Source organism: Burkholderia ambifaria AMMD, assembly GCF_000203915.1.
Lineage (GTDB): Bacteria > Pseudomonadota > Gammaproteobacteria > Burkholderiales > Burkholderiaceae > Burkholderia > Burkholderia ambifaria.
On the sequence record NC_008392.1, the window covers coordinates 579874 to 606597 of the forward strand.

Annotated in this window: 20 protein-coding genes; 7 read left to right on the plus strand and 13 right to left on the minus strand. The window is 65.6% G+C overall.

Annotated elements, in window-relative coordinates; all coding sequences use genetic code 11:
* Window positions 1-125 precede the first annotated feature (125 nt).
* The 4 genes from BAMB_RS30050 to BAMB_RS30065 form a co-directional block, all read right to left on the minus strand.
* Window positions 126-1778 carry an AMP-binding protein gene (locus BAMB_RS30050; RefSeq protein ID WP_011660908.1) on the minus strand — a complete coding sequence of 551 codons (1653 nt, stop codon included), beginning with the start codon at window positions 1776-1778 and terminating at the stop codon, window positions 126-128.
* A 14-nt stretch (window positions 1779-1792) separates the two neighbouring features.
* Window positions 1793-2557: a nitroreductase gene (locus BAMB_RS30055; protein WP_011660909.1), complete on the minus strand. Its 765-nt coding sequence runs from the start codon at window positions 2555-2557 to the stop codon at window positions 1793-1795.
* 79 nt (window positions 2558-2636) lie between these two features.
* Complete coding sequence (locus tag BAMB_RS30060; protein WP_011660910.1) at window positions 2637-3995, minus strand: MFS transporter; 1359 nt, start codon at window positions 3993-3995, stop codon at window positions 2637-2639.
* A 388-nt stretch (window positions 3996-4383) separates the two neighbouring features.
* Window positions 4384-5865 (minus strand): tannase/feruloyl esterase family alpha/beta hydrolase, encoded by a 1482-nt coding sequence (locus BAMB_RS30065; protein ID WP_227739263.1) that lies wholly within the window; start codon window positions 5863-5865, stop codon window positions 4384-4386.
* 13 nt (window positions 5866-5878) lie between these two features.
* On the opposite strand from BAMB_RS30065, the gene BAMB_RS36050 reads away from it, so the two are divergent.
* Window positions 5879-6160, plus strand: coding sequence for a hypothetical protein (locus BAMB_RS36050; protein ID WP_227739261.1), 282 nt, complete (start codon window positions 5879-5881; stop codon window positions 6158-6160).
* A gap of 389 nt (window positions 6161-6549) precedes the next feature.
* Here BAMB_RS36050 and BAMB_RS30070 read toward each other — a convergent pair whose 3' ends face one another.
* The 4 genes from BAMB_RS30070 to BAMB_RS30085 form a co-directional block, all read right to left on the minus strand.
* Complete coding sequence (locus BAMB_RS30070) at window positions 6550-7566, minus strand: AraC family transcriptional regulator (RefSeq protein WP_041491880.1); 1017 nt, start codon at window positions 7564-7566, stop codon at window positions 6550-6552.
* A 274-nt stretch (window positions 7567-7840) separates the two neighbouring features.
* A complete protein-coding gene (locus BAMB_RS30075; protein ID WP_011660913.1) occupies window positions 7841-9226 on the minus strand; it encodes an MFS transporter in 1386 nt (461 codons plus the stop codon).
* A gap of 181 nt (window positions 9227-9407) precedes the next feature.
* Window positions 9408-11126 (minus strand): dihydroxyacetone kinase family protein, encoded by a 1719-nt coding sequence (locus tag BAMB_RS30080; RefSeq protein ID WP_011660914.1) that lies wholly within the window; start codon window positions 11124-11126, stop codon window positions 9408-9410.
* 423 nt (window positions 11127-11549) lie between these two features.
* Complete coding sequence (locus BAMB_RS30085) at window positions 11550-12680, minus strand: sigma-54 interaction domain-containing protein (protein ID WP_011660915.1); 1131 nt, start codon at window positions 12678-12680, stop codon at window positions 11550-11552.
* 494 nt (window positions 12681-13174) lie between these two features.
* Here BAMB_RS30085 and msuE point away from each other — a divergent pair, with 494 nt between their 5' ends.
* Both msuE and sfnG read left to right on the plus strand, forming a co-directional pair.
* Window positions 13175-13735 (plus strand): FMN reductase, encoded by a 561-nt coding sequence (gene msuE / locus BAMB_RS30090; protein ID WP_011660916.1) that lies wholly within the window; start codon window positions 13175-13177, stop codon window positions 13733-13735.
* Window positions 13736-13764: 29 nt separating this feature from the next.
* On the plus strand, window positions 13765-14868 hold the full coding sequence (gene sfnG, locus BAMB_RS30095) for a dimethylsulfone monooxygenase SfnG (RefSeq protein WP_011660917.1): 1104 nt from the start codon (window positions 13765-13767) through the stop codon (window positions 14866-14868).
* Window positions 14869-15030: 162 nt separating this feature from the next.
* Here sfnG and BAMB_RS30100 read toward each other — a convergent pair whose 3' ends face one another.
* Entirely contained in the window at window positions 15031-15678 is a 648-nt protein-coding gene (locus BAMB_RS30100; protein ID WP_041491882.1) for a LysE family translocator, read from the minus strand.
* Between the two features lie 111 nt (window positions 15679-15789).
* Here BAMB_RS30100 and BAMB_RS30105 point away from each other — a divergent pair, with 111 nt between their 5' ends.
* Window positions 15790-16641: a LysR substrate-binding domain-containing protein gene (locus BAMB_RS30105; protein WP_011660919.1), complete on the plus strand. Its 852-nt coding sequence runs from the start codon at window positions 15790-15792 to the stop codon at window positions 16639-16641.
* A 5-nt stretch (window positions 16642-16646) separates the two neighbouring features.
* Here BAMB_RS30105 and BAMB_RS30110 read toward each other — a convergent pair whose 3' ends face one another.
* Window positions 16647-17537, minus strand: coding sequence for a LysR substrate-binding domain-containing protein (locus BAMB_RS30110; RefSeq protein ID WP_041491784.1), 891 nt, complete (start codon window positions 17535-17537; stop codon window positions 16647-16649).
* A 153-nt stretch (window positions 17538-17690) separates the two neighbouring features.
* On the opposite strand from BAMB_RS30110, the gene ydiJ reads away from it, so the two are divergent.
* Window positions 17691-20744 (plus strand): D-2-hydroxyglutarate dehydrogenase YdiJ, encoded by a 3054-nt coding sequence (gene ydiJ, locus BAMB_RS30115; protein ID WP_011660921.1) that lies wholly within the window; start codon window positions 17691-17693, stop codon window positions 20742-20744.
* Window positions 20745-20937: 193 nt separating this feature from the next.
* On the opposite strand, the gene BAMB_RS30120 is transcribed toward ydiJ, so the two are convergent.
* Entirely contained in the window at window positions 20938-21624 is a 687-nt protein-coding gene (locus BAMB_RS30120; RefSeq protein WP_011660922.1) for an autoinducer binding domain-containing protein, read from the minus strand.
* Window positions 21625-22215: 591 nt separating this feature from the next.
* Window positions 22216-22815, minus strand: coding sequence for a LysE family translocator (locus BAMB_RS30125; RefSeq protein ID WP_011660923.1), 600 nt, complete (start codon window positions 22813-22815; stop codon window positions 22216-22218).
* 155 nt (window positions 22816-22970) lie between these two features.
* Between BAMB_RS30125 and BAMB_RS30130 the strand changes: the two genes are divergently transcribed.
* Window positions 22971-23879, plus strand: a complete 909-nt coding sequence (locus BAMB_RS30130; protein ID WP_011660924.1) for a LysR family transcriptional regulator — start codon at window positions 22971-22973, stop codon at window positions 23877-23879.
* Window positions 23880-24096: 217 nt separating this feature from the next.
* Window positions 24097-25341, plus strand: coding sequence for a cation:proton antiporter (locus BAMB_RS30135; RefSeq protein WP_011660925.1), 1245 nt, complete (start codon window positions 24097-24099; stop codon window positions 25339-25341).
* Between the two features lie 64 nt (window positions 25342-25405).
* On the opposite strand, the gene BAMB_RS30140 is transcribed toward BAMB_RS30135, so the two are convergent.
* Window positions 25406-26608, minus strand: coding sequence for an aminotransferase-like domain-containing protein (locus BAMB_RS30140; RefSeq protein WP_011660926.1), 1203 nt, complete (start codon window positions 26606-26608; stop codon window positions 25406-25408).
* Window positions 26609-26724: the final 116 nt, after the last annotated feature.

Below are 26724 nucleotides of genomic sequence, written 5' to 3' on the forward strand. Positions count from 1 at the left end.
CGATCGAGCGTGTGAACGATTGTAGGAAAGAGCGGCGGATGCCAGTAGCACCGCGTGTGCGCACATGATGTTGTCCGGGCGACAACAATCGGGCGCCCGTCAGGGCGCCGAGCGGACCAACAGCGCTATCCCGCCAACCTCGTGATCGCGGCCTGGCTGCCCGCTTGCTCCCGAAGGCGGAACTTCTGGATCTTGCCCGTGGCGGTCTTGGGCAACTCGCCGAAAATCACACGACGCGGGCATTTGAAATGCGCCAGTCGCTCGCGGCAGAACAGGATGACGTCCTGCTCGGTGATGGGGGAGGCATCCGGTTTCAGTTCGATGAACGCACAAGGCGTCTCGCCCCATTTGTCGTCCGGCTGAGCGACCACGGCCGCGTTGAGCACGCCTGCCATGCGATAAATGACCTCCTCCACTTCCACGGACGAAATGTTTTCTCCACCCGAGATGATGACGTCCTTGGAGCGGTCGGTGATCTGGATATAGCCGTCGGGATGCACGACCGCAAGATCGCCGGTGTGGAACCAGCCGCCGGCGAACGCTTTTGCCGTTGCGTCGGCATTCTTGAAGTATCCCATCATGACCGTATTCCCGCGGACCAGCACTTCGCCGCAAGACGTGCTATCGGCGGGGACGGGTTCGAGCGTCGCGAGATCGGCGACCGACATGTTCTCGAACGCCGCCGCGCGTACACCTTGTCGCGCTTTCATTTTCCCTTGCTGGTCCGACGGCAACGTATCCCACTCGTCGTGCCACGCACAGCTGATCGGCGTGCCGGCGATTTCGGTAATGCCATAGACGTGGTCGACGTCGAAACCCACCGCGCCGACGGCCTCGAGCACCGCTGCCGGCGCTGGCGAGCCGGCGGTTAGAACCCGCACACGACGAGGCAACGGCTGCAGCTCAGACGGCGGCACGCTCGCGATGCCTGCGAGAACAATCGGCGCCGCACAAAAATGATCGACGCCGTGCTTGGCGATGGCAGAGAGAATATTCGCGGCATTCACCTTGCGCAAACAGACATGCGTGCCCGCCGCTGACGTAATCGCCCATGTGAAGCACCAGCCGTTCGCGTGGAACATGGGAAGCGTCCACAGGTAGATCGGCGCACGCGGGAGCGGCCAGTTCGTCATTTGCAACAGGCTCATCACATAGGTGCTGCGATGGCTCGGAACGACGCCTTTCGGATCCCCGGTGGTGCCCGACGTGTAGTTCAACGCGATCGGCGTCCACTCGTCGGCCGGGCGGCGGCCGGCAAATTCCGGATCGCCGCTCGCCAGCAGCGACTCATAATCGGTTTCGCCAATGGCCGGGCCGTCGGGTGCTTCGTGATCGTTGATGTCGATCACGCGTGGCGGATGGGGAACCGACTGCAACGCTTTCGCGACCAGGGGAGCCAGTTCGCGATCCACGAGCAGCAGCTTGCATTCGCCGTGGCGCAGAATGAATGCGATGCCGTCGGCGTCGAGGCGGCAATTGATCGCATTGAGAACGGCGCCCGACAGCGGGACGCCGAAGTGGGCTTCGAGCATGGCCGGGGTGTTCGGCGCGATGATCGACACCGTGTCGCCCGGCTCGATCCCCAACCGAACGAGCGCCGACGCGAAGCGATAGCAGCGCTCGCGCGTTTTCGCCCACGTCTGCCGGAAGTCGCCATGAATGATCGCGGTTCGATTCGGAAAGACGTCGGCGGTTCGATCGAGAAAGGTCAGGGGCGTCAATGGAACGTGGTTTGCCGCGTTCTTCTCGAGCCCACGAGAATAGGCCGTTGCACTCATGACGTTGTCTCCATTCATTCATTATAAAAAGTGGTGAAATCGCGTACCGGACTGCGCTCCGTCACCAGCGTGTTCTCGATGCAGCCGTGATCCGCATAACCGAGGCTCATGCCGCACACCAACATCTGGTTGTCGGGAATGGACAGTTCGTTGGCGATGACGCGGTGGAACTTGTTGAAGGCCGCCTGCGGGCAGGTGTCGAGGCCGCGCGCCCGGGCGGCGATCATCACGCTTTGCAGGAACATCCCCGTGTCGAGCAGACTGCCTTCACGCATAACCCGGTCAACCGTGAAGAACAGGCCCACCGGTGCGTCGAAGAAGTTGTAGTTGCGACCGTGCTGGACGTGCATGCGCTCCTTGTCACCCTTCTCGATGCCCAGCAAGCCATACAGGTTCCAGCCAACCGCGCGCCGGCGATCCACATACGGTGCGATCCATTCGCGCGGGTAGTAGTCGTAGGGCTCGTCCAGGTCGGAGCTGCGGTCAGGATCGTCATTGATCTCGTTGATGGCGGCAGACAGGCGGGACTTCGTCGCGCCGGTCACGACATGCACATGCCACGGCTGGATGTTGACGCCGGTTGCGCTGAAGCGCGCCACGTCGAGGATGGCCTCGATGTGCTCGCGAGGAACCGGCGTGGGCAGGAAAGCACGGACGCTGCGCCGCGTGACGAGCGCCCAATCGACGGCGTGGGCCACGTCGGCGAACGTGTTCAACGGAGGAGGAGAAAGGCGGTCCATTTCGATACCGGCATTGAAAGGTGCGTTGCACTGAGCCATGTGGTGTTTGCTGAGGTAGAGCTCATACGAGCCGTGTTGTTCGCAAGCATGTCGGCGATCGAGTTGCGATGCAGAAGCGTCAGCTGCCGGCGCTACCCTGAACCGCGACAACAGGCGCACTGTTCGAGCGATGCGAGTCGGCACGTGTCTGGTTGATCAGCGTCACCGCCGCCGCGCCGACGAGGCCCGCCAGGCCGATGGCCATGAAATTCTGCTCGAGCGGCAGCTTCAAGGACACGAGCCAACCGATGAGCACCGGCGCCACGATCGCGCCGATCCGGCCCACGCCGGAAGCAAAGCCGACACCCGTAGACCGGATCGCATGGGGATAGAAGTCACCGGCATACGCGTACGCAAGCAATTGCGTACCGAGCGTCGATGCGCCGACCACGAATACGACGACAAACAACGATACGGTCGACTTCGTGTAGCCCATCAGTGACAGCGCAACCGCCCCGACGACGTAAAACGCAATCAGCACGCGCTTGATGTTGACCTTGTCGCTGAGCCAGCCGCCGAAGATCGCACCGGCGATGGCGCCGACGTTGAACACAATCACGAAGTTCAACGCCGAGCCGAGGCTATATCCGGCCATGGCCATCAGCTTGGTCAACCACGAACTGAGCGCGTAGACCATGAAGAGGCCCGTCATGAACGCAACCCAGATCATCGAGGTACTGAAGCCGCGCCCGTCCTGGAAGAGGCGTCGCACCGAGGCGTCCTGGGCTTTGTCTGACGAACCTCCCGCAAACTGCTCTTGACCGCTCGACGAATAGTCGGGCACCAACCGCTTCAGCACCGCGCGCAGTTTGTCGTGCCGGCCGCGTTTGATCAGAAAGACCATTGAATGGGGCATTGTCTTGATGATGAACGGGATCAGCAGGACGGGCAGGCCCGCGGCGAAAAAGACCGATTGCCAGCCGTAGCTGCCGATCAGCTGCTTCGCGGTCAGCGCCACCAGAATTCCGCCAATCGAATATCCGGCGAACACCAGCGTGACCAAGCGGGTTCGCAACGCATTGGGCGAAAACTCCGCCATCTGCGCGGTGACGATCGGCAACACGCCGCCAATGCCCAGGCCGGCGACGAAGCGCGTGACGCTGAAACTGACGGGATCGCTCGTCAACCCGGCGGCCGCGGTGAACAGACTGAACAGCGCCACGCAAACGCACATCATAGTTGGTCGTCCGAAACGGTCAGCTAGCGTGCCGAGGAAAATGGCCCCGAGCATGACGCCAAACAGCGTCGAGCCAGCCATGATGCCCGCGCTGGTCGCGTCGATGTGCATGTCCTTCATGATCGACGGCAGCGCCGCGCCGACGACGGCAAGATCGTAGCCGTCGAGTATCAACATCAGGACACACCAGAACAGCACAAGGGCATGAAAGCCATTGAATCTGGCCCGACCGGCGAGTGAGTACACGTCTATCTGGTTCATGTCGTCTCCTTGGATTTAATGTCGTGCATTGAAATGCGCGCGCGTTGCAGCCAGTGTCAGACGGGCGCGATTCGCAGTCCATGTCCGTGAACTTCAACCTGAATGAGGTCGCCGGACACCGACGTTTGCGGTGTTACGGCACCGGCGGCAGCGAGTTGGAGAAATCGCTTCTCTTGACGATGGATTGCCACAGTCCCGCGGACAAACCGTGCCCCGTGCGACGGTCCGCATCGCACGGCGCTATTCATCTATTCGTTTGAGTACGGGCGTAACGCGGGTAGTGATTTGAATCGGGCTGGAACGTGCGGACCCGGTTGCGTCAGCGCGGATCACTCCGGGCGGAAGCCAACCGCCCGGCACAGCCGATTGCCGCGCACTGCGAACCGCACTAGTTCGAGCACGAGAAGCTCGCCGCCAGATTCTGGTCGCCCCCGATGTATTTCGGCCACTGCGGGTATTCGCACAGCGGGCGGGTACGTCCGGCTGTTGCCGGAGTCAGGTCGGTAATGGTGAGATCTTTGGGCGCGATTCCTTTCGTCACCCAGTTGTCCAATGCCGTCAGGCCGTCATATGAACCATTGAATTGTCCGCCGAAGCTGTGGGCTGCACCCGGAACCAGGTAGAACTTCAGAAATTGACTGAGCGGCCCCTGCCCGAATCGGGATACCAGCCTGTTGTAGTAATCGATCGACAATTGCGCCGGGATGAACTGATCGGATTGTCCGTGCTGGAGAATGATCTTGCCGCCACGGCTCTGAAATTGACTCAAGTCGGTGCCGGTGCTGTCCATGAGCGCGCTGACTGCCTGGACGCGCGAGGTCAATGAGCCCGGGTTCGCAGGATTGAAATTCAGAATGCTGGCGGCAGCGTCGCGAGCGACCGCGAACCGGAGCATGTCATTGGGAAACGCGTAAAAGAATGCGGTCTTGCCGACGACCCCGGGCTCGACCGTCGCATCGGCGGCGGAACTACCCCAGGCCAGCGGAGTCGACCAAAAGTCCGCACCGGAGAACGCGTTATATGCCGGAAAGGTGTGAATTCCGTTTGCCAGATCGAAGCTGAAGTCGAGCGGTGTGCCGGCGGTGTTCAGCGTATTGATTTGCGCGTCCGACAAGCAACTGTCGCCGGTGTCGCCGCCGCCCGAGCAGCGAATCGCTGCCGGATCGAACACGCACGCAGCCGGGTTGCTGATAATGCCGTCGGTCACACCGTCCAGCGCGTCGCATTGCTTGATGACCGCTGCGAGCACGACCTTGCCTTTGGCGGGCGTGATGTATCCGCCGGGCGCCAGCAGAGATCGCGAGATCCTGCCCATCTGCAACCACAGCCCAGTAATTCCCGACGCGGGATAGGTGGAAATGATGCCGTCGTAGTCGTGCGGGAAGCGTTGCGCGGCGATCAAGCCTTGTCGTCCGCCGCTCGAGCCGCCGATGAAATAACTATGCACGAAGTCCGACCCATATCGTGCCTTAGCGAGGAAGGCTGCGAAATCATGCGTCTTCTTGATGTGGTCGCCTGCGTAGTTGGCAAGTGCCTCGTCGTTCGCCGCAAACGAACCGTCCAGCGCGTTTCCCTCATGCCCGCTGTCGCTCCCCATCGTTACGTAGCCCCTGCGCAACGGCGTACTGACACCAGCGGGCTCTGCCCCCGCCAGGAATCCGTCGGCGGGCGAACCCTCGGTATCGGCAATGGTGCCGTCAAATCCGCCGCCGCCAAAGTGGACCGCTTTTCCGTTGAAGTTGGTCGGAAGATCCACTTCCGCCCGAATATCGGGTGCATTGAAATCGACCGGGTGAATGGTGCCAAGCACTTTGCAGTACTCACCATTGCGGTTACCAGAAGCGGTATCGGCGACGAGCGTCGCGGACACGACAGTCGCACCGGTGGTCGGCAACCCGATCGAGCTGGCAGGAACGGTCGTGCCAGCCAACGCACTGCACTTCGCGGCTGCCGTCACGGCCGTGGCGTTTGCCGGTGCGGCGTCGTCGCCGCCGCAGCCCGATACGGTAACGGCTGATGCTGCGAATAGCGCACTCAAAATAGCCGAGCTTCGGCGGGTGCTGAACCGGGTTCTCATTCTCGTCTCCATATATTTTTGCTACCGCAATGCGCTGCTCGTCGAGGGCAATTCTTCTCTTCTCGCCGCTGATTGGGCAGCGGGTTGAAAGGAAAACTGCGGCCCGAGTAAGCGAGTGCTTGTCTTGCGGCGTTTATCAAGCGCGGGGCTTTCGCGGAGCCAACTCCGGTTACGCCGCGCAACCGGGCGCGAGGCTTGTTCTGGTTTGCCGAACGCGGTTGCAGTGTCAGCCTGGGTGGCACACCAATCCATGCCCGCCGACCTCAGTTTGCGTGAGGTCTGTGGACACGGCGGGTTTTCACGGTGCTACGTGCGTTGGCTGCCCAGGGAACCTGAGCGGAATGCGGCATCGGCGCTGCCCGTCCGCGCGCGATTCACCGGTTGCACGGCTTGGCCTGCGTTGCCTCGGCAGCCATGCTCTTGCGCAATGCTCGTTTGGAAACGAGGCTCGAGGCTTTCGGCCGCTCGGACCTACGATCAAGCGTTCGTCTTACCGTGGCGGTACATTCCCGGGCTGGCCCCCGTCCACTTCCTGAAGGCCCTGTGAAAAGCGCTGGCTTCCTGAAATCCAGTCCTTGCCGCGACTTCGGCGACCGTCAGGGAAGTGCTGGAGAACAACTCGATTGCGATGTCACGGCGCAATTCGTCTTTCAGTTGCCGGTAGTTCGTGCCTTCGGCTAGCAGGCGGCGTTGCAGCGTGGCCGCGGATAGATTCAGCAACCGCGAGAGCGCGTCGAGGTCCGGCCAGTCGTCGGGGGCCTGGTTTCTGAGTCGGCGCCTCACCTGGGCCGTCGTGCTCGATTCATTGCGATACTTGACCAGGATATTGGCCGGTGCATTCTCCAGGAATGCACGCAGGCTCTCTTCCGTGCCGGACAGCTTGAGGTCGAGGAAACTGCGATCGAACCGGATCAGGGTCTCGTCCGCGGAGAACGTCACGTCCTCGCAGAAGCGCATGCGGTAGTCGCTGTCATCGCTTGGCGCCGACGCGCGAAACCTCATCTCGATCAGCGGAATCCGTCTGCGCGCGAGCCAGCATGCAAAACCGTGCACGAGGATGAACCACGTGCCGTAGGCAAAGAGCCGGCGTGTGCGTCCATCGTCATGCAGGACGATCACCGCATGCTCGCCTTCGCAGCGCAACTCGCCGTGAATGTCGTCGAGCACGGCACGCAGGAACTTCAGCATGCGACGCAGCGCGTGCTCCAGATTGTCCGAATGCAGCACCGCGTGACACATCAGCGCGTAACTGCCCCGGCGCAGTGGGTGGCTGTCGAGACCAAAGAACTCGTCGTCCATCAAGTCGGCCAGCGCCGCCCACAGGCGCGAAAAGGCCAGCGCAGGCACGCGGGCTCTCGGCGCATTCAACAATTCCGCTGCGATTCCAGCGTGCTGCAGGACGGCCGACACATCGAGATTCCGCTGTGTCGCCACGAGAATGGCCTCACGTACCAGGCTGATGGAGGTTGTGCCCTTGTCTTGAGCATCGTTCATGGTCAGGCTCATCCACGGAAAGTGCAGTGATGTTAATCGCTGCCGGGCGCAAGCGAAACCTGCTCCCCGTGATGGCCGTGCGCGTGGTGCTGATAGAGGGCATCGGCGTGCTGCGCGATGCGGGACTCGAGTGGCCGTCTCCGTGGATCACGCGAAACGACCTCACGCCGCGCAGCAAGTGGATGTACTGCTGGAATGAGCATCGCCCGCCGTCCGTTGCCGGAAGGCGGGCGATGCGAAGGATGCCGTTTATGGGAAGCCGATCAGCCGCGTATCAGCCCGCTCGCCCCGGCACCGTGTCCCCGCGCAGCGAACACCCGCGCGTCTCGATCACGCCCGCCAGCGCAACCAGCCCGACCGCACAGGCCGCCATCATGTAGTACGCGGGAATCATCGTATTGCCGGTCTTGCCGATCAGCCAGTCGTTGACGATCGGCGCGGTGCCGCCGAACAGCGACGTCGACACGTTGTATGCGATCGCCATGCCCGCATACCGCACGTGGGTCGGGAACATCGCCGGGAACATCGCGGAAATGGTCGCGAGCTGCGGTACGTACAGCAGGCCGAGCACCGCGAAGCCGATGAATGCGCCGAGCACGCCGTGCGTCATCAGCGTGAACATCGGCACGGCCGCGACGAACAGCCCGACGAGCGAGATCCACCACATCGTCTTGCGGCCGACGCGATCCGACAGCCAGCCGGCGAACGGCAGCAGCACCATCATCGCGAGCATGCCGATCAGCGGAATCAGCAGCGACATGTTCTCGCTGACACCGAGTTCCTTGTGCATGTAGGTCGGCATGTACGCGAGCAGTACGTAGTTGACGACGTTCAACGCGACGACGAGCCCGCCGAGCAGCAGCAGCGGCCGCGCATAGCGCACCAGCAGCTGGCCGACCGGCAGCGCGGTGGCGGCGGTGCTCTGCTCGCGCCGCTGCGCCTGCTCCTCGAGCTCGCGGAACACCGGCGTTTCCTCGAGGCGCGAACGCAGGTAGAAGCCGATCAGCCCGAGCGGGGCCGCGACGAGGAATGGCAGGCGCCAGCCCCATGCGTGCATCGACGAGTCGCCGAGCAGCAGCGCGAAGCCGAGCATCAGCAGCGCGCCGAGCGAGAACCCGGCAATCGTCGCGAATTCGAGGAAGCTGCCGCACAGGCCGCGGCGCGAATCCGGTGCGTATTCGGCAATGAAGGTCGCCGCGCCGCCGTATTCGCCGCCGGTCGAGAAGCCCTGCACCATGCGCAGCACGATGAGTGCCGCCGGCGCGAGCCAGCCGGCCGTCGCGTAGGTCGGCAGCAAGCCGACCAGCAGGGTTGCACCCGACATCGTGAGCACGGTCAGCGCGAGCACCCGCTTGCGGCCGAGGCGGTCGCCGAGCGGGCCCCAGAACAGGCCGCCGAGCGGGCGGATCAGGAACGAGATGGCGAAGGTGCCGAGCGCGAACAACGTCGCACTGGCCGTGTTGCCGGGAAACAGCGCCGCGGAGATGTAGGCGAGCCCGTACGCGTAAATGCCGTAATCGAACCATTCGGTCGCGTTGCCGAGGGCGGCGGCCGCGATCGCGACCCGCGGCAGGCAGTGCGGCTCGTCGCCGCGGGAAGCCGTCTCGTCCGGGACGGACGCGGCGGGGGAAACGGAAGTCCACGATGGCACGTATCGCATGAGGGATCCTCGTTATCAGCATGCGCCCGGGCGGGCGCCGACGAGGATCAAAGTAATCCCGCCAATTAGCGAGGCCGGATGTCATAGGACGATATTGGGGATTGGGGTTTTCCCCCGTGCCGTGGACGAGGATGCGGCGATGCGGTGGCCCGGCAGGCCGGCGCATCGCCCGGATCGGTGCCTAGCGAATATGCGGCAGCAACGCGCGCAACCAGCACGCGACCGCCACCGCGCCGCCATCCGGCGTGCCGATCGCGCGTTCGCCGAGATAGCTCGCCCGCCCGGCGCGCGGCGTCATGCCGGCCGTTTGCTGCGCACCGTGTTCCGCGGCTTCCACTGCGGCCGCCCATGCGCTCGCGGGATCGCGATCATGGTCGAGGGCGCGGTCGAACGCAGCGGCGGCCGGCACCAGCGCGTCGAGCATCGTCCGATCGCCGGCGCGCGCGCCGCCGAGTTCGCCGATCGCATCCACCGCGCTACGGAACGCCGCGGCCCAGTCGCGCGCCGACGGCTCGGCGGTCGCGTCGGCATCGTCGGTGGCGGCGAGGCGTCGCGACGCGCGCACCAGCGCGGTCGCATAAAACGGTCCCGAACTGCCGGCGATCGCACGGCGCAACGCGGCGCCCAGCGCCGCGAGCGTACCGGCCGGCGTGCCGAACGCGGCTTCCGGCAACGCAAGGATCGCCTGCGCGGCGCGATGCATGCTTGCGCCGAGATCGCCGTCGCCCGCGGCCGTGTCGAGTTCCGTCAGTGTCGCTTCGTTGTCGATCAACGCCTGCGCGACCGCATGCAGCGCCGGCTGCAGCCGCGCGGCCCACGCGCGACCGGCCGCATCGAGCGGCGGCAGCGGCTCGTCGTGCGCGGCCGCCGCGGCCAGATGAATCTGCGGATTGACCGCGCCGCCGCCGGGCCACGCGCGCGCCTGCGTCGGCGCGTCGAGCAGCGCGGCGCGTTCGTCGTTCAAGCGCAGCAGCGAAATCGAGCAGCCGGGCATGTTCAGCGCGGACAGGAACGTGCCGGCCCATGCGCGCGCGACCGTGATGCCGCGCCGGCTCAGGTTGTCGTACGCGGCGCGCAGCACGATCGCCAGCTCCATGTCCGGCGTCGCGCCGAGACCGTTGACGAACAGCGCGACGCGTTCGCCGCGATCGAGCACGAGATCGGCGACGATGCTCGACAGCAGCGTGTCGACGAGCGCGTCGGCCGGCAGCGGCGCGGTGCGTTCGACGCCTTTCTCGCCGTGGATGCCGAGGCCGAGCTCGATCTCGTGATCGGCGAGACTGAACCCCGATTTCCCGGCGCCGGGGATCGTGCAGCCGTCGAGCGCGACGCCCATCGTGCCGAGGTCGACCGCCGCGTCGCGCGCGATTGCCGCGACGCGGGCAAGCGGCAGCCCGCGCGCGGCGGCCGCGCCGGCCAGCTTGTGGATCAGCACGGTGCCCGCGATTCCACGCCGCTGCCCGCGCGCGACGCGACCGCGCAGCGACACGTCGTCGGCGACGATCACTGTCTCCACCGGAATGCCTTCCGCGCGGGCGAGCTCGGCGGCCAGCCCGAAATTGAGGCGGTCGCCGGTGTAGTTCTTCACGACGAGCAGCGCGCCGTTCGGGCCGGCGCTCGCGCGGATCGCGGCGAGCACGGCGTCGGTCGACGGCGACGTGAACACTTCACCGCAGACGGCCGCGCTCAGCATCCCTTCGCCGACATAGCCGCCGTGTGCGGGCTCGTGGCCGCTGCCGCCGCCGGACAGGATCGCGACGGGGCGCTGCGACGGCTCGGGCAGCGGCTGGCGGACGAGCACGTGCTCGTCGCCGAGGATCGCGAGATGCGGCGACTGCCGCGCGATGCCTTCGAGCATTTCGCGCACGACATCGGACGGGTGGTTCACGAGTTTTTTCATGGCGACGGTTTCCTGACGATGGGACGGAGGCCGGCCGGGCGGCGTGCTGTAAACGATAGGCGACGCGCACAGCAGAGTCGGCGTTACGGGTGATGCATTCGTAGCACGAATGTAACGATAACAGCGTCGCGCCGATTCCCGGGCTCGTCATGAGCTTGGTCGGCGGCGCTTCGGTCACGGCCGTGCGGAACGGGGCGGCAAATGGCGGGTCGAGCGGTTCGGGCGGGGTGGGGCTGCAACGCGGCTTGTTGTCGGGACTTGGCCTGATGCCGCTCGGTTCGCTGACCGTCGCTCGCCGCGGCGGCGTCGCGTGTGCCGCCTCGCTCGCGTCGGTCGACGCCGCAGCAGGGATCGTGGCAGGCTCGGCGCGAGCGTTATCCGCATCGCGAAAGCGCGGCACTGCGTGTCGCCGCGCGCTTCCTCTTACTTGACGGCCGCGATCACCTTCGCGCGAATCAGCCGCGCGCGCAGCACATTGCGGCTGATGCCGAGCAGTCGCGCGGCCTGGATCTGGTTGCGGTGGCTGAAGTCGAACGCTACGCGCATCACGGTGTCCTCGATACGCTCGAACAGGTTCTCGTGCGCGTCGTCGAACAGCGCGCACAGCGCCAGTTCGAGCGCCTCCTGAGCGGGCGCGTGGCTCGCCGCTTCCCGCGCGCCCGTGACCGGTGCGCATGCCGACGACAGGTTCAGGTCGGTGTCCTGCAACGCATCGTGGCGGCTCACGAGCACCGCATGATGCATCACGTTCTCCAGTTCGCGGATGTTGCCGGGCCACGGATGCGCTTCGAGCCGGCGCGCCGCGCGCGGATCGATGCTGCGCGGCCCGTGGCCGAGGCGGCCGCGGTATGTGTCCAGGAAGTGGCGCGCGAGCGGCAGGATGTCGCCGGGACGTTCGCGCAACGTCGGCACGTCGAGCCGCACGACATTGAGCCGGTAGAACAGGTCGCCGCGAAACCGTCCGGCCGCCACCGCCTGCTCCAGGTCGACGTTGGTCGCGGCCACCACGCGCACGTCGATCGGGATGCTCGCGCGCGAGCCGAGCCGTACGACCTCGCGCTCCTGCAGTACGCGCAGCAGCTTGACCTGCATCGGCAGCGGCAGGTCGCCGATCTCGTCGAGAAACAGCGTGCCGCCGTTCGCGGCTTCGAACCAGCCGGGCTTCGCGCCGACCGCGCCCGTGAATGCGCCTTTCTCGTGACCGAACAGTTCGCTGTCGACGAGCGTGTCGGACAGCGCGCCGCAGTTCACGGCAACGAACGGTCCGTCGCCGCGATGGCTGACGTCGTGCACGCGGCGCGCGATCAATTCCTTGCCCGTGCCGGTCTCGCCGGCGATCAGCACGTTCGCGTCGCTCGGCGCGACGCGCCGCACGCGTTCAAGCAGCGCGAGCGAACGCGGATCGACGAACACGTGTGCACGGGTGCGATCCGTCGCTTGATGCGCCGAGCCAGTGAGAATGGGCGCGCCGCGCGAGCGTGTGCGCGATTCGTCCGGCTGAGCGGTGACGATGCGAAGATTGACCGGACGCGGCGTTGCAAACAGGGAGGTCATGGCGATGAAGGCGTGAGTCGTTCGAACGGGCGGACCCGCGCCGATGGGCGCCGCGGTCCGGTTGCCGCCTGGTCAGCAGAGTGTTCCGTGTTTTGCGTCGCGCGGGAAGCATCGATTTCTGATAACGAAAGCGGCATTGCTGCGCAGGATGCAGCGACGCGCGAGCGCGTTGCGGCGACAGCGGATTCGACGTCATCGTGTTCGCTGCGATTGGACGCGCGCGGCGCGCCAAACTGCTGATTGAGCAGCAGCGCATCAGCAACGCTGTTTCCGCCGGTTCATCTCGCTGGGGAATATCGATGTGAGGCGTTTCCTGGAACGCTTGCCACGGCTGCTCAATTGGCCGCGTACCCCATACCTGGCGGGCGATCGAGGAAAACTTCGTGATGCAGATGATCGGACGGTCGTGCCACCGTCGACAATGGCACGCTCCTTGCGACCCTCGCACCGTATCGGCGCGACAGCGCGCCGCTCGACCACGGGGAACGCATGGCATGAGCAACACCCTCAACGTAGTCGCCCTGTCGGGCGGGCTGCAACGACCGTCACGCACGCTGGCGCTGACGAACGCGATCGTTGCCGCGCTCGATGACGCGTTGCCGATCGACACGCGGCTGATCGAACTCGGCGAGATCGGCAACCGGCTGGCCGGCGCGCTGAAGCGCGCGCAGGTACCACCCGATCTCGAAGCGCTGATCCGCGCGATCGAGACGGCCGATGCGCTGATCGTCGCGAGCCCCGTGTATCGCGCGTCGTACACCGGCCTCTTCAAGCACCTGTTCGACCTCGCGCATCACGAGTCGCTCGTCGATGTGCCGGTGCTGCTCGCGGCCACCGGCGGCAGCGAGCGCCACGCGCTCGTGATCGATCACCAGCTGCGGCCGCTGTTCAGCTTCTTCCAGGCGCGCACGCTGCCGATCGGCGTGTACGCGGCCGAAAGCGATTTCGACGGCTATGAGATCGCGAACCCCGCGCTGCGCGCCCGCATCGCGCTCGCGGTGGACCGTGCGGTGCCGCAACTGCGGCCGCGCGCACTCGCCGCCGTGGCTGCGTAACCCGTTTTCCCCTTCGATCAGGACCTTTCATGAGCATTCACGAACCTTCGGCCGATGGCGTCAAATTCGCGTACTGGGTGCCGAACGTCAGCGGCGGCCTCGTCGTCAGCACGATCGAGCAGCGTACCGACTGGAGTCTCGAATACAACCAGAAGCTCGCGCGCACGGCCGAGGCGGCCGGCTTCGACTACGCGCTGAGCCAGATCCGCTTCACGGCCGGCTACGGCGCCGAATACCAGCACGAATCGGTCTCGTTCAGCCAGGCGCTGCTGCACGCGACGACGAAGCTCAAGGTGCTCGCCGCGATCCTGCCGGGGCCGTGGCATCCGGCCGTGGTCGCGAAGCAGCTCGCGACGATCGACCATATTTCGAATGGACGCATCGCGATCAACGTCGTCAGCGGCTGGTTCAAGGGCGAATTCACCGCGATCGGCGAGCCGTGGCTCGAGCATGACGAACGCTATCGGCGCTCGAAGGAGTTCATCCAGGCGCTGAAGGGTATCTGGACGCAGGACAACTTTACGTTCAAGGGCGACTTCTACCGCTTCAACGATTACACGCTGAGCCCGAAACCCGTGCAGAAGCCGCATCCGGAGATCTTCCAGGGCGGCAGCTCGCGCGCGGCGCGCGACAACGCGGCGAGCGTGTCGGACTGGTACTTCACGAACGGCAATACGCCGGAGAACCTGAAGGCGCAGATCGACGACATCCGCGCGAAGGCCGCCGCGAACAACCATCGCGTGCGGATCGGCGTCAATGCGTTCGTGATCGCGCGCGACACCGAGGAAGAGGCGCGGGCCGTGCTCGACGACATCATCCGGCACGCGCACGTCGAGGCCGTGCATGCGTTCGGCGACGCAGTGAAACAGGCCGGCAGCGCATCGCCGGAAGGCGAGGGCAACTGGGCGAAGTCGACGTTCGAGGATCTCGTGCAGTACAACGACGGCTTCCGCACGAACCTGATCGGCACGCCGCAACAGATCGCCGAGCGGATCGTCGCGCTGCAGGCGATCGGCGTCGATCTCGTGCTCGCCGGGTTCCTGCATTTCATCGAGGAAGTCGAGTATTTCGGCCAGCGCGTGCTGCCGCTCGTGCGCGAGCTCGAAGCGCGGCGGCAGGCGGTTGCCGTGTGATGCGGGCGGCTGTGCGGCGGCCGGTTGCGATCGCCCGGGACTGCCCGAGCGTGTGAATGCGATGGCCGGCGATACGTGTCGCCGGCCATCGACGAGCGCTGCCGCACGACGGGCGGCGCGTGCGGGCCGGCGCTTCGGCCGATCCGCGACCCGCCGAGCGCGTTACGCGACATCCGCCATTCTCGACGCCTCGACGAGCATCTGCACGCCGAGACCGCCGAGGATGACGCCCATCGCCCAGCGCTGCGCGAGCAGCAGCGCCGGACGTCCGCGCAGGAACGTCGCGATGCTGCTCGAGCAGATCGCGACCAGCCCGTTCGCGGAAGCGAACACCGCGATCAACAACGAACCGAGAAACAGCGACTGGCCGAACACGCTGCCCTGCCGGTAATCGATGAACTGCGGCAGCAGCGACACGAACAGCATCGCGAGTTTCGGATTCAGCACGCTGGTGGTCGCGCCCATCGCGAGCAGCCGCAGCGGCTGCTCGTTCGGCAGCGTCCGCACCTCGAACGGCGAACGGCCGCCGGGCCGCACGGCCTGCCATGCGAGGTAGAGCAGATAGGCGGCGCCCACCACGCCGAGCACGGTGCCCGCATAGGGCACGCTCATGAACAGCGTCGTGATGCCGAACGCCGCGCCGAACATGTAGAACAGGTAGCCGATCATCACGCCGGCGAGCGAAATGAGCCCGGCCGCACGCCCCTGCGCGATCGAGCGCGACATCACGTAGAGCATGTTCGGCCCCGGCGTGACCGCGAGCATGCCGCCGATGACGAGAAACCCGTAGAGCGATCCGGACGTATGCATGTTGTTCGCTTCCTGCATCGAATGAGTGCTGACGGGGTTCATTGTCCGATCATGGAGGTAGGCAGTAAAACGGGATAAACTGAATCGATTAATCAGTTTTTCTGAATTGCCATGAAAAAGCTCGACCTCGATGTACTCGCGATGGTGGTGGCCGTCGCGGAATCCGGATCGTTCGCGCAGGGCGCGCAGGCCGTGCACCGGTCGCCGTCCGCGGTGAGCATGCAAATCAAGGCGCTGGAGGATGCGCTCGGCAAGCCGCTGTTCATCCGCGACACGCGCAACGTCACGGCCACCGACGACGGCCGCATGCTCGCCGAATACGGCCGCCGGATGCTGGCGATGCGCGACGAGGCGTGGGCGTCGGTCGTGCGGCCGGAGATCCGCGGTCGCGTGACGATCGGCGTGCCGGACGACTACATCTCGTCGCTGCTGCCGCAGGTGCTCGGCAAGTTCGCGGCGATGCATCCGCGCGTCGAAGTGCGCGTGATCGGCCAGCCGAGCAGCGCGCTCGTGCCGATGCTGAAGGACAACACCGTCGACCTCGCGTGCCTCACGCGCATCAAGGGCGTGACCGGCGAGCTGATCCGGATGGAGCCGCTCGTCTGGGTCGGCTCACCCAAGCGCAACGTGTGGGAGGAGCGGCCGCTGCCGGTGGCGTTTTTCACGCACGGCGGCAGCATGGCGCGCGATCACGCGGTCAAGGCGCTGAACCGGCGGAAGATCCCGTACCGGATGTCGTACGAAAGCCCGAGCCACCTCGGGCTGCTGAGCATGGTGGAGGCCGGGCTCGCGGTCGCGCCGCTCGCGCGCTGCTGCATTCCCGATCATCTCGTGCAGCTGTCGGAAAGCCACGGGCTGCCGTCGCTCGGCGAACTCGAGGTCGTGCTGGCGCGCAGCGCCAAGTCCGCGCGGCCGCCGTGCGACTACCTGGCCGAGCAGATTCTGGATGAATGGCGTACGTGATCGCGTCAGCACGATTTCAGCAGCCATTCCCGAAACGCCACCAGCGACGGCAGCGTGTCGTTTTCCGGCGGGTACACGAGGTAGTAGCTGCGCTGGCTGGTGATCGCGTCGCCGATCGACACGAGCTCGTTGCGGCTCAGTTCGTCTTCCACCAGCACCTTCGGCACGAGGCCGATTCCCATGCCGGCCCGCACAGCCTGGATCAGGTGCGACGTCAGCTCGAAGCTCGGGCCGATCCGCATCTCGCGATGATCGAGGCCGAAGTGCGAGAACCATTCCGCCCATGCGTGCTGATTGCTCGTCACGCCCAGCAGCGTCTGCCCGACCGCCCATGCCGGCGCGCGCGGGCCGGCCTTGCGGCGCCCGGCCGCATCGGGGCTCGCGATCGCGATCAGGAACTCGTTGTACAGCCGGTGCGCGTGCAGGCCGGGCCAGTCGCCCGAGCCGACGGTGATGGCCGCGTCGAGATCGTCGGTATGGAAGTCGATGCCGCCGATCCGCGAATGCAGGTGCACGGTCACGCCCGGATGCGCGGCATAGAAGTCGTGCAGGTGCGGCAGCAGCCATTTCGAGCCGAAGGTCGGCAGCGTCGCGAGCCGCAGCGTGCCGGCGCCGGCCTGGTGCGACATCGCCTGCAGCGTCGCGCCGCGAATGCGCCCGAGCGCGCCGCTCAGCTCGACGAAGTAGCGCCGCCCGACTTCCGTCAGCTTCACGGAGCGGCCCTCACGCCGGAACAGCGACACGCCGAGCTGATCCTCGAGCGTTTGCACCTGCCGGCTGATCGCGCTCTGGCTCAGCGACAGCTCGTCGGCCGCGCGCGTGTAGCTTTCGTGGCGCGCGGCGGCCTCGAACACCAGCAACAGCGACATGGACGGGGTCAGGCGACGGTAATTCATGAGTTTTATGCAAGTTTTGCCGGGAGAGAATTCGTTTGTTTCTCGCGCTGATTCGCAAGATACTGGATTTCCGCGTGGCGTGGAATCTTGCTCAAAACTCATGTTTCTGATCGAGACCGCGCAGCGCCTCCGTCCATCTCGCGCTTTCATCCCATGTCGATCGCTCCGTTGCCCCGTCCCGTCAGCCCGCCCGAGGGCCATTACCGCGACTTTCTCGCCGCCCTCCAGGCCGCCGGATTCGCCGGCGAAATCCGCGCGGACCATGCGAACCGGACCGTGCAGGCGACCGACAACTCGATCTACCAGCGTCTGCCGCAGGCGGTGATCTGTCCCGCGCATGCCGAGGACGTGCGGCTCGTCGCGCGGCTGCTGGCCGACCCCGCGCACCGCGACGTCGCGGTGGCGGCGCGCGGCGGCGGCACCGGCACCAACGGGCAGTCGCTGACCGACGGCGTGGTCGTGGACCTGTCGCGCAACATGAACCGGATCCTCGAAATCAACGCCGACGAGCGTTGGGTGCGCGTGCAGGCAGGCGTCGTCAAGGATCAGCTCAACGCCGCGCTGAAGCCGCATGGCCTCTTTTTCGCGCCGGAGCTGTCGACGTCGAACCGCGCGACGGTCGGCGGGATGATCAACACCGATGCGAGCGGGCAGGGCAGCTGCACGTACGGCAAGACGCGCGACCACGTGCTCGCGCTCGACTTCGTGCTGATGGGCGGCGAGCAGCTGCACAGCGATGCGCTCGCGGACGACGAGCTGGAACGCCGCTGCGCGCGGCAGGACCGGGTCGGCAAGGTCTATCGCACCGCGCGCCGCATCAGCGACGAAAAAGCCGCGCTGATCGACGCGAAGTTTCCGAAGCTCAATCGCTGCCTGACCGGCTACGATCTCGCGCACCTGCGCGAACCGGACGGTCGCTTCAACCTGAACAGCGTGCTGTGCGGCGCCGAAGGCTCGCTCGGCTTCGTCGTCGAGGCGAAGCTGAACGTGCTGCCGATCCCGAAGGTGTCGGTGCTGGTGAACGTGCGCTACGCCGGCTTCATGGACGCGCTGCGCGATGCGCGCGCGCTGCTCGCGCTCGAGCCGCTGTCGATCGAGACGGTCGACTCGAAGGTGCTGATGCTCGCGATGAAGGATTTCGTGTGGAGCAGCGTGGCCGAGTATTTCCCGCAGGACGAAGCGCGTCCGACGCTCGGCATCAACCTGATCGAATTCAGCGGCGATGATGCTGAGGAGGTCGATGCGCGCGTGCGTGCGTTCGTCGAGCATCTGCGCACCGATACGAGCGTCGAGCGCCTGGGCCATACGCTCGCGACCGGTGACGAGGCGGTCAAGCGCGTGTACGCGATGCGCAAGCGCGCGGTCGGCCTGCTCGGCAACGTGCAGGGCGAGGCGCGCCCGCAGCCGTTCGTCGAGGACACCGCGGTGCCGCCCGAGAACCTGGCCGCGTACATCGCCGAATTCCGCGCGCTGCTCGACGGCCACGGGCTGCAGTACGGGATGTTCGGCCACGTCGACGCGGGCGTGCTGCACGTGCGTCCGGCGCTCGACATGAAGGACCCGAAGCAGGCCGCACTGGTGCGGCCGGTGTCGGACGCGGTGGCCGAACTCACGCAGCGGCATGGTGGCCTGTTATGGGGAGAGCATGGCAAGGGCGTGCGCTCCGAATATGCGCCGGCGTTCTTCGGCGAGCTGTATCCGTCGCTGCAGCAGCTGAAGGCCGCATTCGATCCGCACAACCAGTTCAACCCGGGCAAGATCGCGACGCCGCCGGACCATACGCTGCGGCTGCTGAAGATCGACGAGGTGCCCACGCGCGGCGAACACGACCGGCAGATCGACGAGCGCGTGTGGCAGAGCTACGGCACGGCGATGCACTGCAACGGCAACGGTGCGTGCTACAACTTCGATCCGGACGATGCGATGTGCCCGTCATGGAAGGCGACGCGCGAACGGGTGCAGTCGCCGAAGGGGCGCGCGTCGCTGATGCGCGAATGGTTGCGCCTGCAAGGACAGGCCGGCATCGACGTCGTCGCGGCGGCGCGTGCGCGGCAGCCGTTCCTGCGCGGTCTCGCGGCCCGCTGGCGCAACAGCCGCGCCGCGCGCAACGGGGAAGCCGACTTCTCGCACGAGGTGTATGACGCGATGGCCGGCTGCCTCGCGTGCAAATCGTGCGCGGGGCAGTGCCCGGTCAAGGTCAACGTGCCCGAATTCCGCTCGCGCTTTCTCGAGCTGTATCACCAGCGCTACCTGCGGCCGGTGCGCGACTACCTGATTGGCTCGCTCGAATTCACGATGCCGTGGATGGCGCGCGTGCCGGCGCTGTACAACGGGCTGATGCGTGCCGGCTGGGTGCGCACGCTGCTCGAGCGGCACGTCGGCATGGTCGACAGCCCGCTCCTGAGCCGCTTCGATCTCGCGGCCGTGATCCGGCGGTGGAACGTTCGGCCGGCCGATCCGCACGCGCTCGCCGCGCTGAGCGACGCGCAGCGCATGCGCAGCGTCGTCATCGTGCAGGACACGTTCACGCGCTATTTCGACACCGAGCAACTGGCGACGCTGATCGAGCTGGCCGCGCGCATCGGCTTCCAGGTGTGGCTCGCGCCACTCGCGCCGAACGGCAAGGCGCTGCATGTGCAGGGCTTTCTCCGCGCGTTCGAGAAGGCGGCGATTCGCAACGCGACGCAACTGGCGGCGCTCGCGCGCTCGGGTGTCGCGCTCGTCGGCCTCGATCCGGCGATGACGCTCACCTATCGGCAGGAATACCTGAAGGTGACGGGGCTGGCCGACGTGCCGAAGGTCGCGCTGCCGCAGGAGTGGCTGCTGCACGCGCTGCCGGAAGCCGGCGCGGGCGCCGCCGACCCTTCGGCAGCGTACCGGCTGCTGCCGCATTGCACGGAGAAGACCAACGCGCCGGACAGCGGCAAGCACTGGGCGCAGGTGTTCGCGCGCCGCGGGTTGCGGCTGACGGTTCAGGCGACCGGATGCTGCGGAATGTCGGGGACCTACGGGCACGAGGCGCGCAACCTGCAGACATCGAAGACGATCTATGCACAATCGTGGGCCGCGCATGTCGATGCGCCGCAAGCGCAGGGCGAAGCGCTGGCGACCGGCTATTCGTGTCGGAGCCAGGTGAAGCGCATGTCCGCGCGGCAGGTGCGTCATCCGCTGCAGGCGCTGCTCGATCACGTGCGTAATGGACTGTGACGGCTGGTCGAATCGTCGATGCGGAGCACGGCGCGCAAGCGTTCACCATAGCCGGCGCCGGCATGATGCCGGACACCGGAGCGGCGGACGGGTTCCGCATGCGGCTATACCTGCAGCGTGCATGCACGCGCTTCAGACACGCATGCCGTTGTGACGGCAACCGGTACGGGAGACCGAATCGCGCCGTTTGTGATTAGTAGATGATGCCGAGCAACACGGCCTTGACGATCGCTTGTGTCTTATTGACCGAGTTGAGTTTCTCCATGATGTTCTGCATGTGGAAGGTGATGGTTCGCTCCGAGATGGAAAGAATGGAAGCGATTTCCAGCGCGGTCTTCCCGTCAGCGGCCCATTTCAGCACTTCCTTTTCGCGCGTGGTGAACGGGCCCATTTGCATCGCGGCTGCAGGCGCGTCGACCAGGCGCGAATTCACCGCGTGAGCGGCGTGCGCCAGATAGATCAGCCGGCTTTCCGTGGCGGCAAGTTCGAGATCCGAAATCGGGTCCGCGCTGCGCGCGACGCTCCACATCGCGATGCGCCCGTGCTTGTCGCGGATGGGCTGCGACCAGCCGTGCGCAACCCCATGCGCCTTCGCTTCCTCCCAGAATGATTCATCGGCGCACGCATCGACAGGCCATACAAGCGGTGACGTATAGATCAGCCCGTAACGGACGACGGGGTCGCGTGCGAAATAGTTTCCCTCGATATAGCGCTGTTGCCAGGATTCCGGGTAGGTATTGCGTGTACGGAACGTGGGCCGCGTCACGGGTAACGGGTCGCGTGCGCCATAGGCGCACATTTCAAAATCGAGCGCGCGTGCCTGTGCGGCAACGATTTCGAATACATCGTCGAAGCTCAGCGCGCGCGACAACGTCGTCATGACGTCTTCTCTCCATGCATCCACAACAATCTCCAAATAGCGTGTAGTGTCAAACGCACGCGGTCGATGACCAGGCCGCGTGCGCGGGCGACATGTTCGCTGCGCATGGAGCCGGGAAGCTCGAGCCCTCGCGCAACACAGTGATTCAGGAGGTTTCTGCGGCGTGTCGATATCGACTGGCTGAATCAGTCGGGGAAGAAGCGTGAAGCCCTTCGAGTGCCACCGACGTGATGCACCCGGTTCCGACCGGATGCTGTTGTGTGTTTTGTTCTGGAAAGCGCGCTGACCCCCGGCGCCTGAAGTGCTGCACGAATGCTTTCGCCGGGTGCATGCACGGATGCTTCGCACGTGCGTGATGCAGAGCCGGTTGTGTCGTCGATGCACGGTGACGAACCCGCCAGCGTCCGGCCGGCAGACGGACCGTCAAGCGTCGAGTCGAATCTGAATCTTCAGCGAAGCGCTCGATCGGGATGTAGTCGAGCGTTGTCGACGGCGTGGTACGGCGAACCGCCGTTTGTTCTTGTCGGCTACGCGCATCTCGTGTGCTGCGCGCACGTTGCCTCTTTCATGCGGTACGGCATGCCCGCACGATCAGTCGAGCCAGATCGGCACGATCGACAGCGCGAGCAGGAGCCCCAGCGTAACGTTTGCGATGCGCCAATGACGGTCGGTCCGCAGCGTGCGGCCGAGCAGCACGCCGGCCGTACACCACAGCACGAGGGAAAAGATCGCTGCGATGCCGAATGCAATACCGAGTATCACGGCGAGGTGCATCGGGTCGGGCGTCAGCGCCGCGAACGACGCGGCCGCGCCGAGCGCCATCGTCCATCCTTTCGGATTGAGCCACAGCAGCAGCGCGCCGCCGAGGAAGCTGGTCGGCGTTTGCGATGCATTCACGTGACTCTTGGGCGCGCCGCTCGACGCGATTTTCCACGCGAGCCACAGAAGGTAGGCGGAGCCCAGCACTTTCATGATCAGTTGCAGCGCCGGCACCGCGTGCAGCAGCCCGGCGAGCCCGGCCGCCGAGATTGCCGCGAGCGATGCGAGGCCGAGCGCGATGCCGCCGAGCAGCGGCACGCTGCGCCTGAACCCGAACTGCGTGCCCGACGCCGTCGCGAGCGTGGTCGCGCCGCCCGGCGTGATGGTGGCGACGATGACGAACACGATCAGTGAGAACAGCGTCTGGGACATGGTTGGACAACCTCGTATGAAGAGCGGGCGGCTTTGGAATCCGTCTTGGCGCGAATGGGATCGGGTGCCTGACAAACTCTAAAAGTCTTTCGCAAGCTAGGGTATGGAATGTTTATAATGAGCCTATTAGCGTTGCTAATACTCTATTTTTCCCCATGCCCCGCAATCTCGATACGAGTCTGTTGCGCACCTTTGTCACCGTTTCGCGTCGCTCGACCATGACGGCGGCGGCGCACGCGCTGCATCTGACCCAGGGCGCGATCAGCCAGCAGATCAAGCGGCTCGAGGAGTGCTTTGGCCAGCGGCTGTTCGATCGCTCGCAGGGGCGCCTGAAACTCACTGCCGCGGGTGAACGTCTGCTCGAGCGGGCGGAGCAGCTCGTGCGGCTCAACGACCGCATCTGGGACGACATGAGCGAGCCGGTATTTGCCGGCGTGTTGCGCGTCGGCGCGCCGTCCGATCTGGTCGGTACCTATCTCGCCGGCGTTTTCAAGGCGTTTGCTCAGCACTATCCGCACGTCGAGATCGTGCTCGTCAATCTTGCGTCGGTCGAACTGTCGGCCGCGCTGCTCGATGGAAGAGTCGATATCGCGGTGATCGAGCAGCCGGCGAGCGAGCCGGGCGGGGAGCGCCTGCGCACCGAGCCGCTCGCGTGGGTCGGTGCGGTCGGCGGCAACGCGCACCTGAAGCGGCCGCTGGCGGTGTCGATCGTCAGCGACGCGTGCGTGTTTCGCCCCGCGTTGTTCGACGCGTTGACGCAGCACGAGATCGCATGGCGGACGGTGTTCGAAAACGGTGACATCGAAGCGACGAAGGCGACCGTCCGAATGGACATGGCGGTGACCGCGTGGCTCGCGTCGACGGTCCCCTCTGATCTGCAAATGCTGCGACCGGCGCAGGGCTTGCCCACGTTGCCGGATTTCGCCGTGACCTTGCATCTGCCGCCATCCGGAACGACGCCGCTGGTCGAGGAAATGGCGAACTTCATTCGCAACGGCTTTCTCCACGCGCCGTCCGGTGGCGACGGCAGGTTGTTGTCCGGTGCGGCCGATCGCGCGGCTTGAGCGCGTGCTTCACATCTGGCCGTCGCCGGGCGCCGCCCGCCTGTAGGTCCTTCCAGTATCGCCACGCTTAGCCGCGCTATAGGATCGATGCCGAGATTCGGTTGACGGCATCGCGAAGTGTGCGTACGTACTGCACGCGTTGCGATGCGCGTTCGACCACACTTCGGCTTTGCGCCGCTTCCCCGTTTCCGCCAGTCGATTTTTCCCGAGGCATTCCATGACTATCTGGTTGCTGCAACTCATGCTCGTGATCGCGTGTTGCAACGTCTGCGGCCGTCTTGCCGAGCGGCTCGGCCAATGTGCGGTCGTCGGCGAAATCGCGGCCGGACTCTTGCTCGGCCCTTCGCTGTTCGGTACGATCGCACCGGATTTCTACGATGTGCTGTTCGGCCCGCGCGCGCCGTCGGCGATGGCGCAGGTCGGGGAGATCGGCCTGGTGTTGCTGATGTTCCAGCTCGGGCTGCACATGGAATTCGGCGTCACGTTGCGCGGCGGCCGGTGGCGCGTGCCCGTCGCCGTCGCGATCGGCGGCTTGTGCATACCGGCCGCGATCGGCATGGTCATCGCGGTCGTGTCGAAGGACACGCTTGCGATCGACGCACCGTGGCTGCCGTACGTGCTCTTCTGCGGTGTCGCGCTCGCGGTGTCGGCCGTGCCGGTCATGGCGCGCATCGTCGACGATCTGAGGCTCGGCGCGATGAGCGGCGCGCGGCACGCGATGTCTGCGGCGATGCTGACGGATGCGCTCGGCTGGATGTTGCTGGCGACGATCGCGTCGCTGTCGAACGGTCCTGGTTGGGCCTTCGCGCGCATGCTCGCCAGCTTGCTCGTGTTTCTGGCGATCAGTGCGTTGCTGGCGCGCTTCGTCGTGCGCCCGCTGCTCATGCGGTTGGCACAAACGGCGCACGCGACGCGCGACCGGCTGGCGGTGTTGTTCTGCTTCGTGCTGGCGTCGGCGGTCGCAACGTCGCTGATCGGTTTCCATAGCGCGTTCGGCGCGCTGTCGGCGGCGCTGTTCGTGCGTCGCGTGCCGGGGCTGGACGTCGAGTGGCGCGAGAATGTCGAGGGCTTCGTGAAGCTCGTGCTGATGCCGGTGTTCTTCGCGTACGCCGGGTTGCACGCGTCGATCGGGATGATCGACGATGCGTCGTCATGGATGTGGTTCGGCGTGTTTCTCGCCGGCGGGTTCGCGGGCAAGTTCGGCGGCAGCTACGTCGGTGCGCGCGTGACGGGGCTTGCGCCGCGCGATGCGATGCTGGTCGGCTCGTTGATGAATACGCGCGGCTTGATGGAACTGATCGTGCTGTCGATCGGGCTGCAGATGCAGATTCTTCCGACCCGCGTCTATACGATCCTCGTCATATTCGCGCTGGTGACGACGGCGCTGACCGCGCCGCTCGTGCGACTCACGCTGCGCGCGCATTCGCGCTCGGCCCCTGCGATGCAGATCGTCGGCGAGTGACGGGGGCGGCGCGCACGGGGAAGCGTATCCGGATGCGCGCCACGTCACGACAGCGTCGACTGCGTCAATCGCGCACGACGGCGTCCCACGCACGCTTCAACCGGCGAGCGGCCTCTTCGGCACTCTGTTCTCCCAGCATCGAATACGACACGCGCAGCGTGTCGCGTTCCGGATCGGATGCATAGAAGGCGTTTCCGGGCACGAACACGACCTTTTCGCGGATGGCCGCTTCGAGCACCTTTTCCGCCGGAACTTGCCGCGCGAAGCGGCACCACAGGAACATCCCGCCTTCGGGTTCGTTGAACGACAGGTCGTTGCCGAAGGCGTCGCGCAATGCCTTCGTCAGCGCATCGCGGCGCGTGCGGTAAGCGGTGCGCAGCACGTCGATGCGGGACGTCAGGCGGCCCGACGCGAGATAACGCGCAACGATGTTCTGCGTCAGCGTCGACGTGTGCAGGTCGAATGCCTGCTTCGCGACGGCCATTGGCGGACGCAGCGCCGCGGGCGGCACGATCCATCCGACGCGCACGCCGGGAGAGAAGACCTTCGACAAGGTGGACAGGTAGCACACGGTGCGGTTGCCGCCCGGCTGCTGCGAAGCGATCGACAGCAGGCTCGGGATCGCCGCGCCGCTGAAGCGCAACTGGCCGTACGGATCGTCCTCGATGATCGCGCAGCCATGACGCTGCGCGAGTTCGACCAGGCGGATACGCTGCGCGAGCGGCATCGTATAGCCGGTCGGATTCGCGAAATTCGGCGTCAGGTAGATCGCCTTGACGCCGCCGCGCTTCAGTTCGCGTTCGACCTGGTCGAGATCGAGCCCGTCCGGGCCGCCGTTGATGCCGTCTATCCGGGCGCCGATGAACTGGAATACCTGCAGCGCGGCGACATAGGTCGGCCGCTCGACGAGTACGCGATCGCCCTGATCGAACAGCACGCGCGCAACGAGATCGAGCCCCTGCTGCGATCCGGACGTGATCAGTATCGATTCCGGCGAAGCCGGTATGCCGAGCGTGCCGGCCCAGTTGCCGATCTGTTGGCGCAAGCCCGCTTCGCCTTCGGTGAGGCCATACTGGAACAGGTCGCGGTGCTCGTCGCGCAGGATGGCGCCCAGTGTGTCGTCGATGCCGTCCATGTCGAACAGGTCGGAAGCGGGGATGCCGCCGGCCAGCGAGATCACGTCCGGATTCTTGCTGAACTCCAGCAGCTCGCGCACTGCGGAGGACTTGATGCCACGCGCGCGCATGGCCAGCACGATGTCGTTCATGGAGGTGCCTGTTGTCGGAAATGCCGGCGCCCACGGACGCCGGAAGTGAAAAAGGCCGGCAGGTTCGTCGAACCGGCCGGCGGATGGGAAGCGTGTCGAGCGAATCGAGCGCGAAG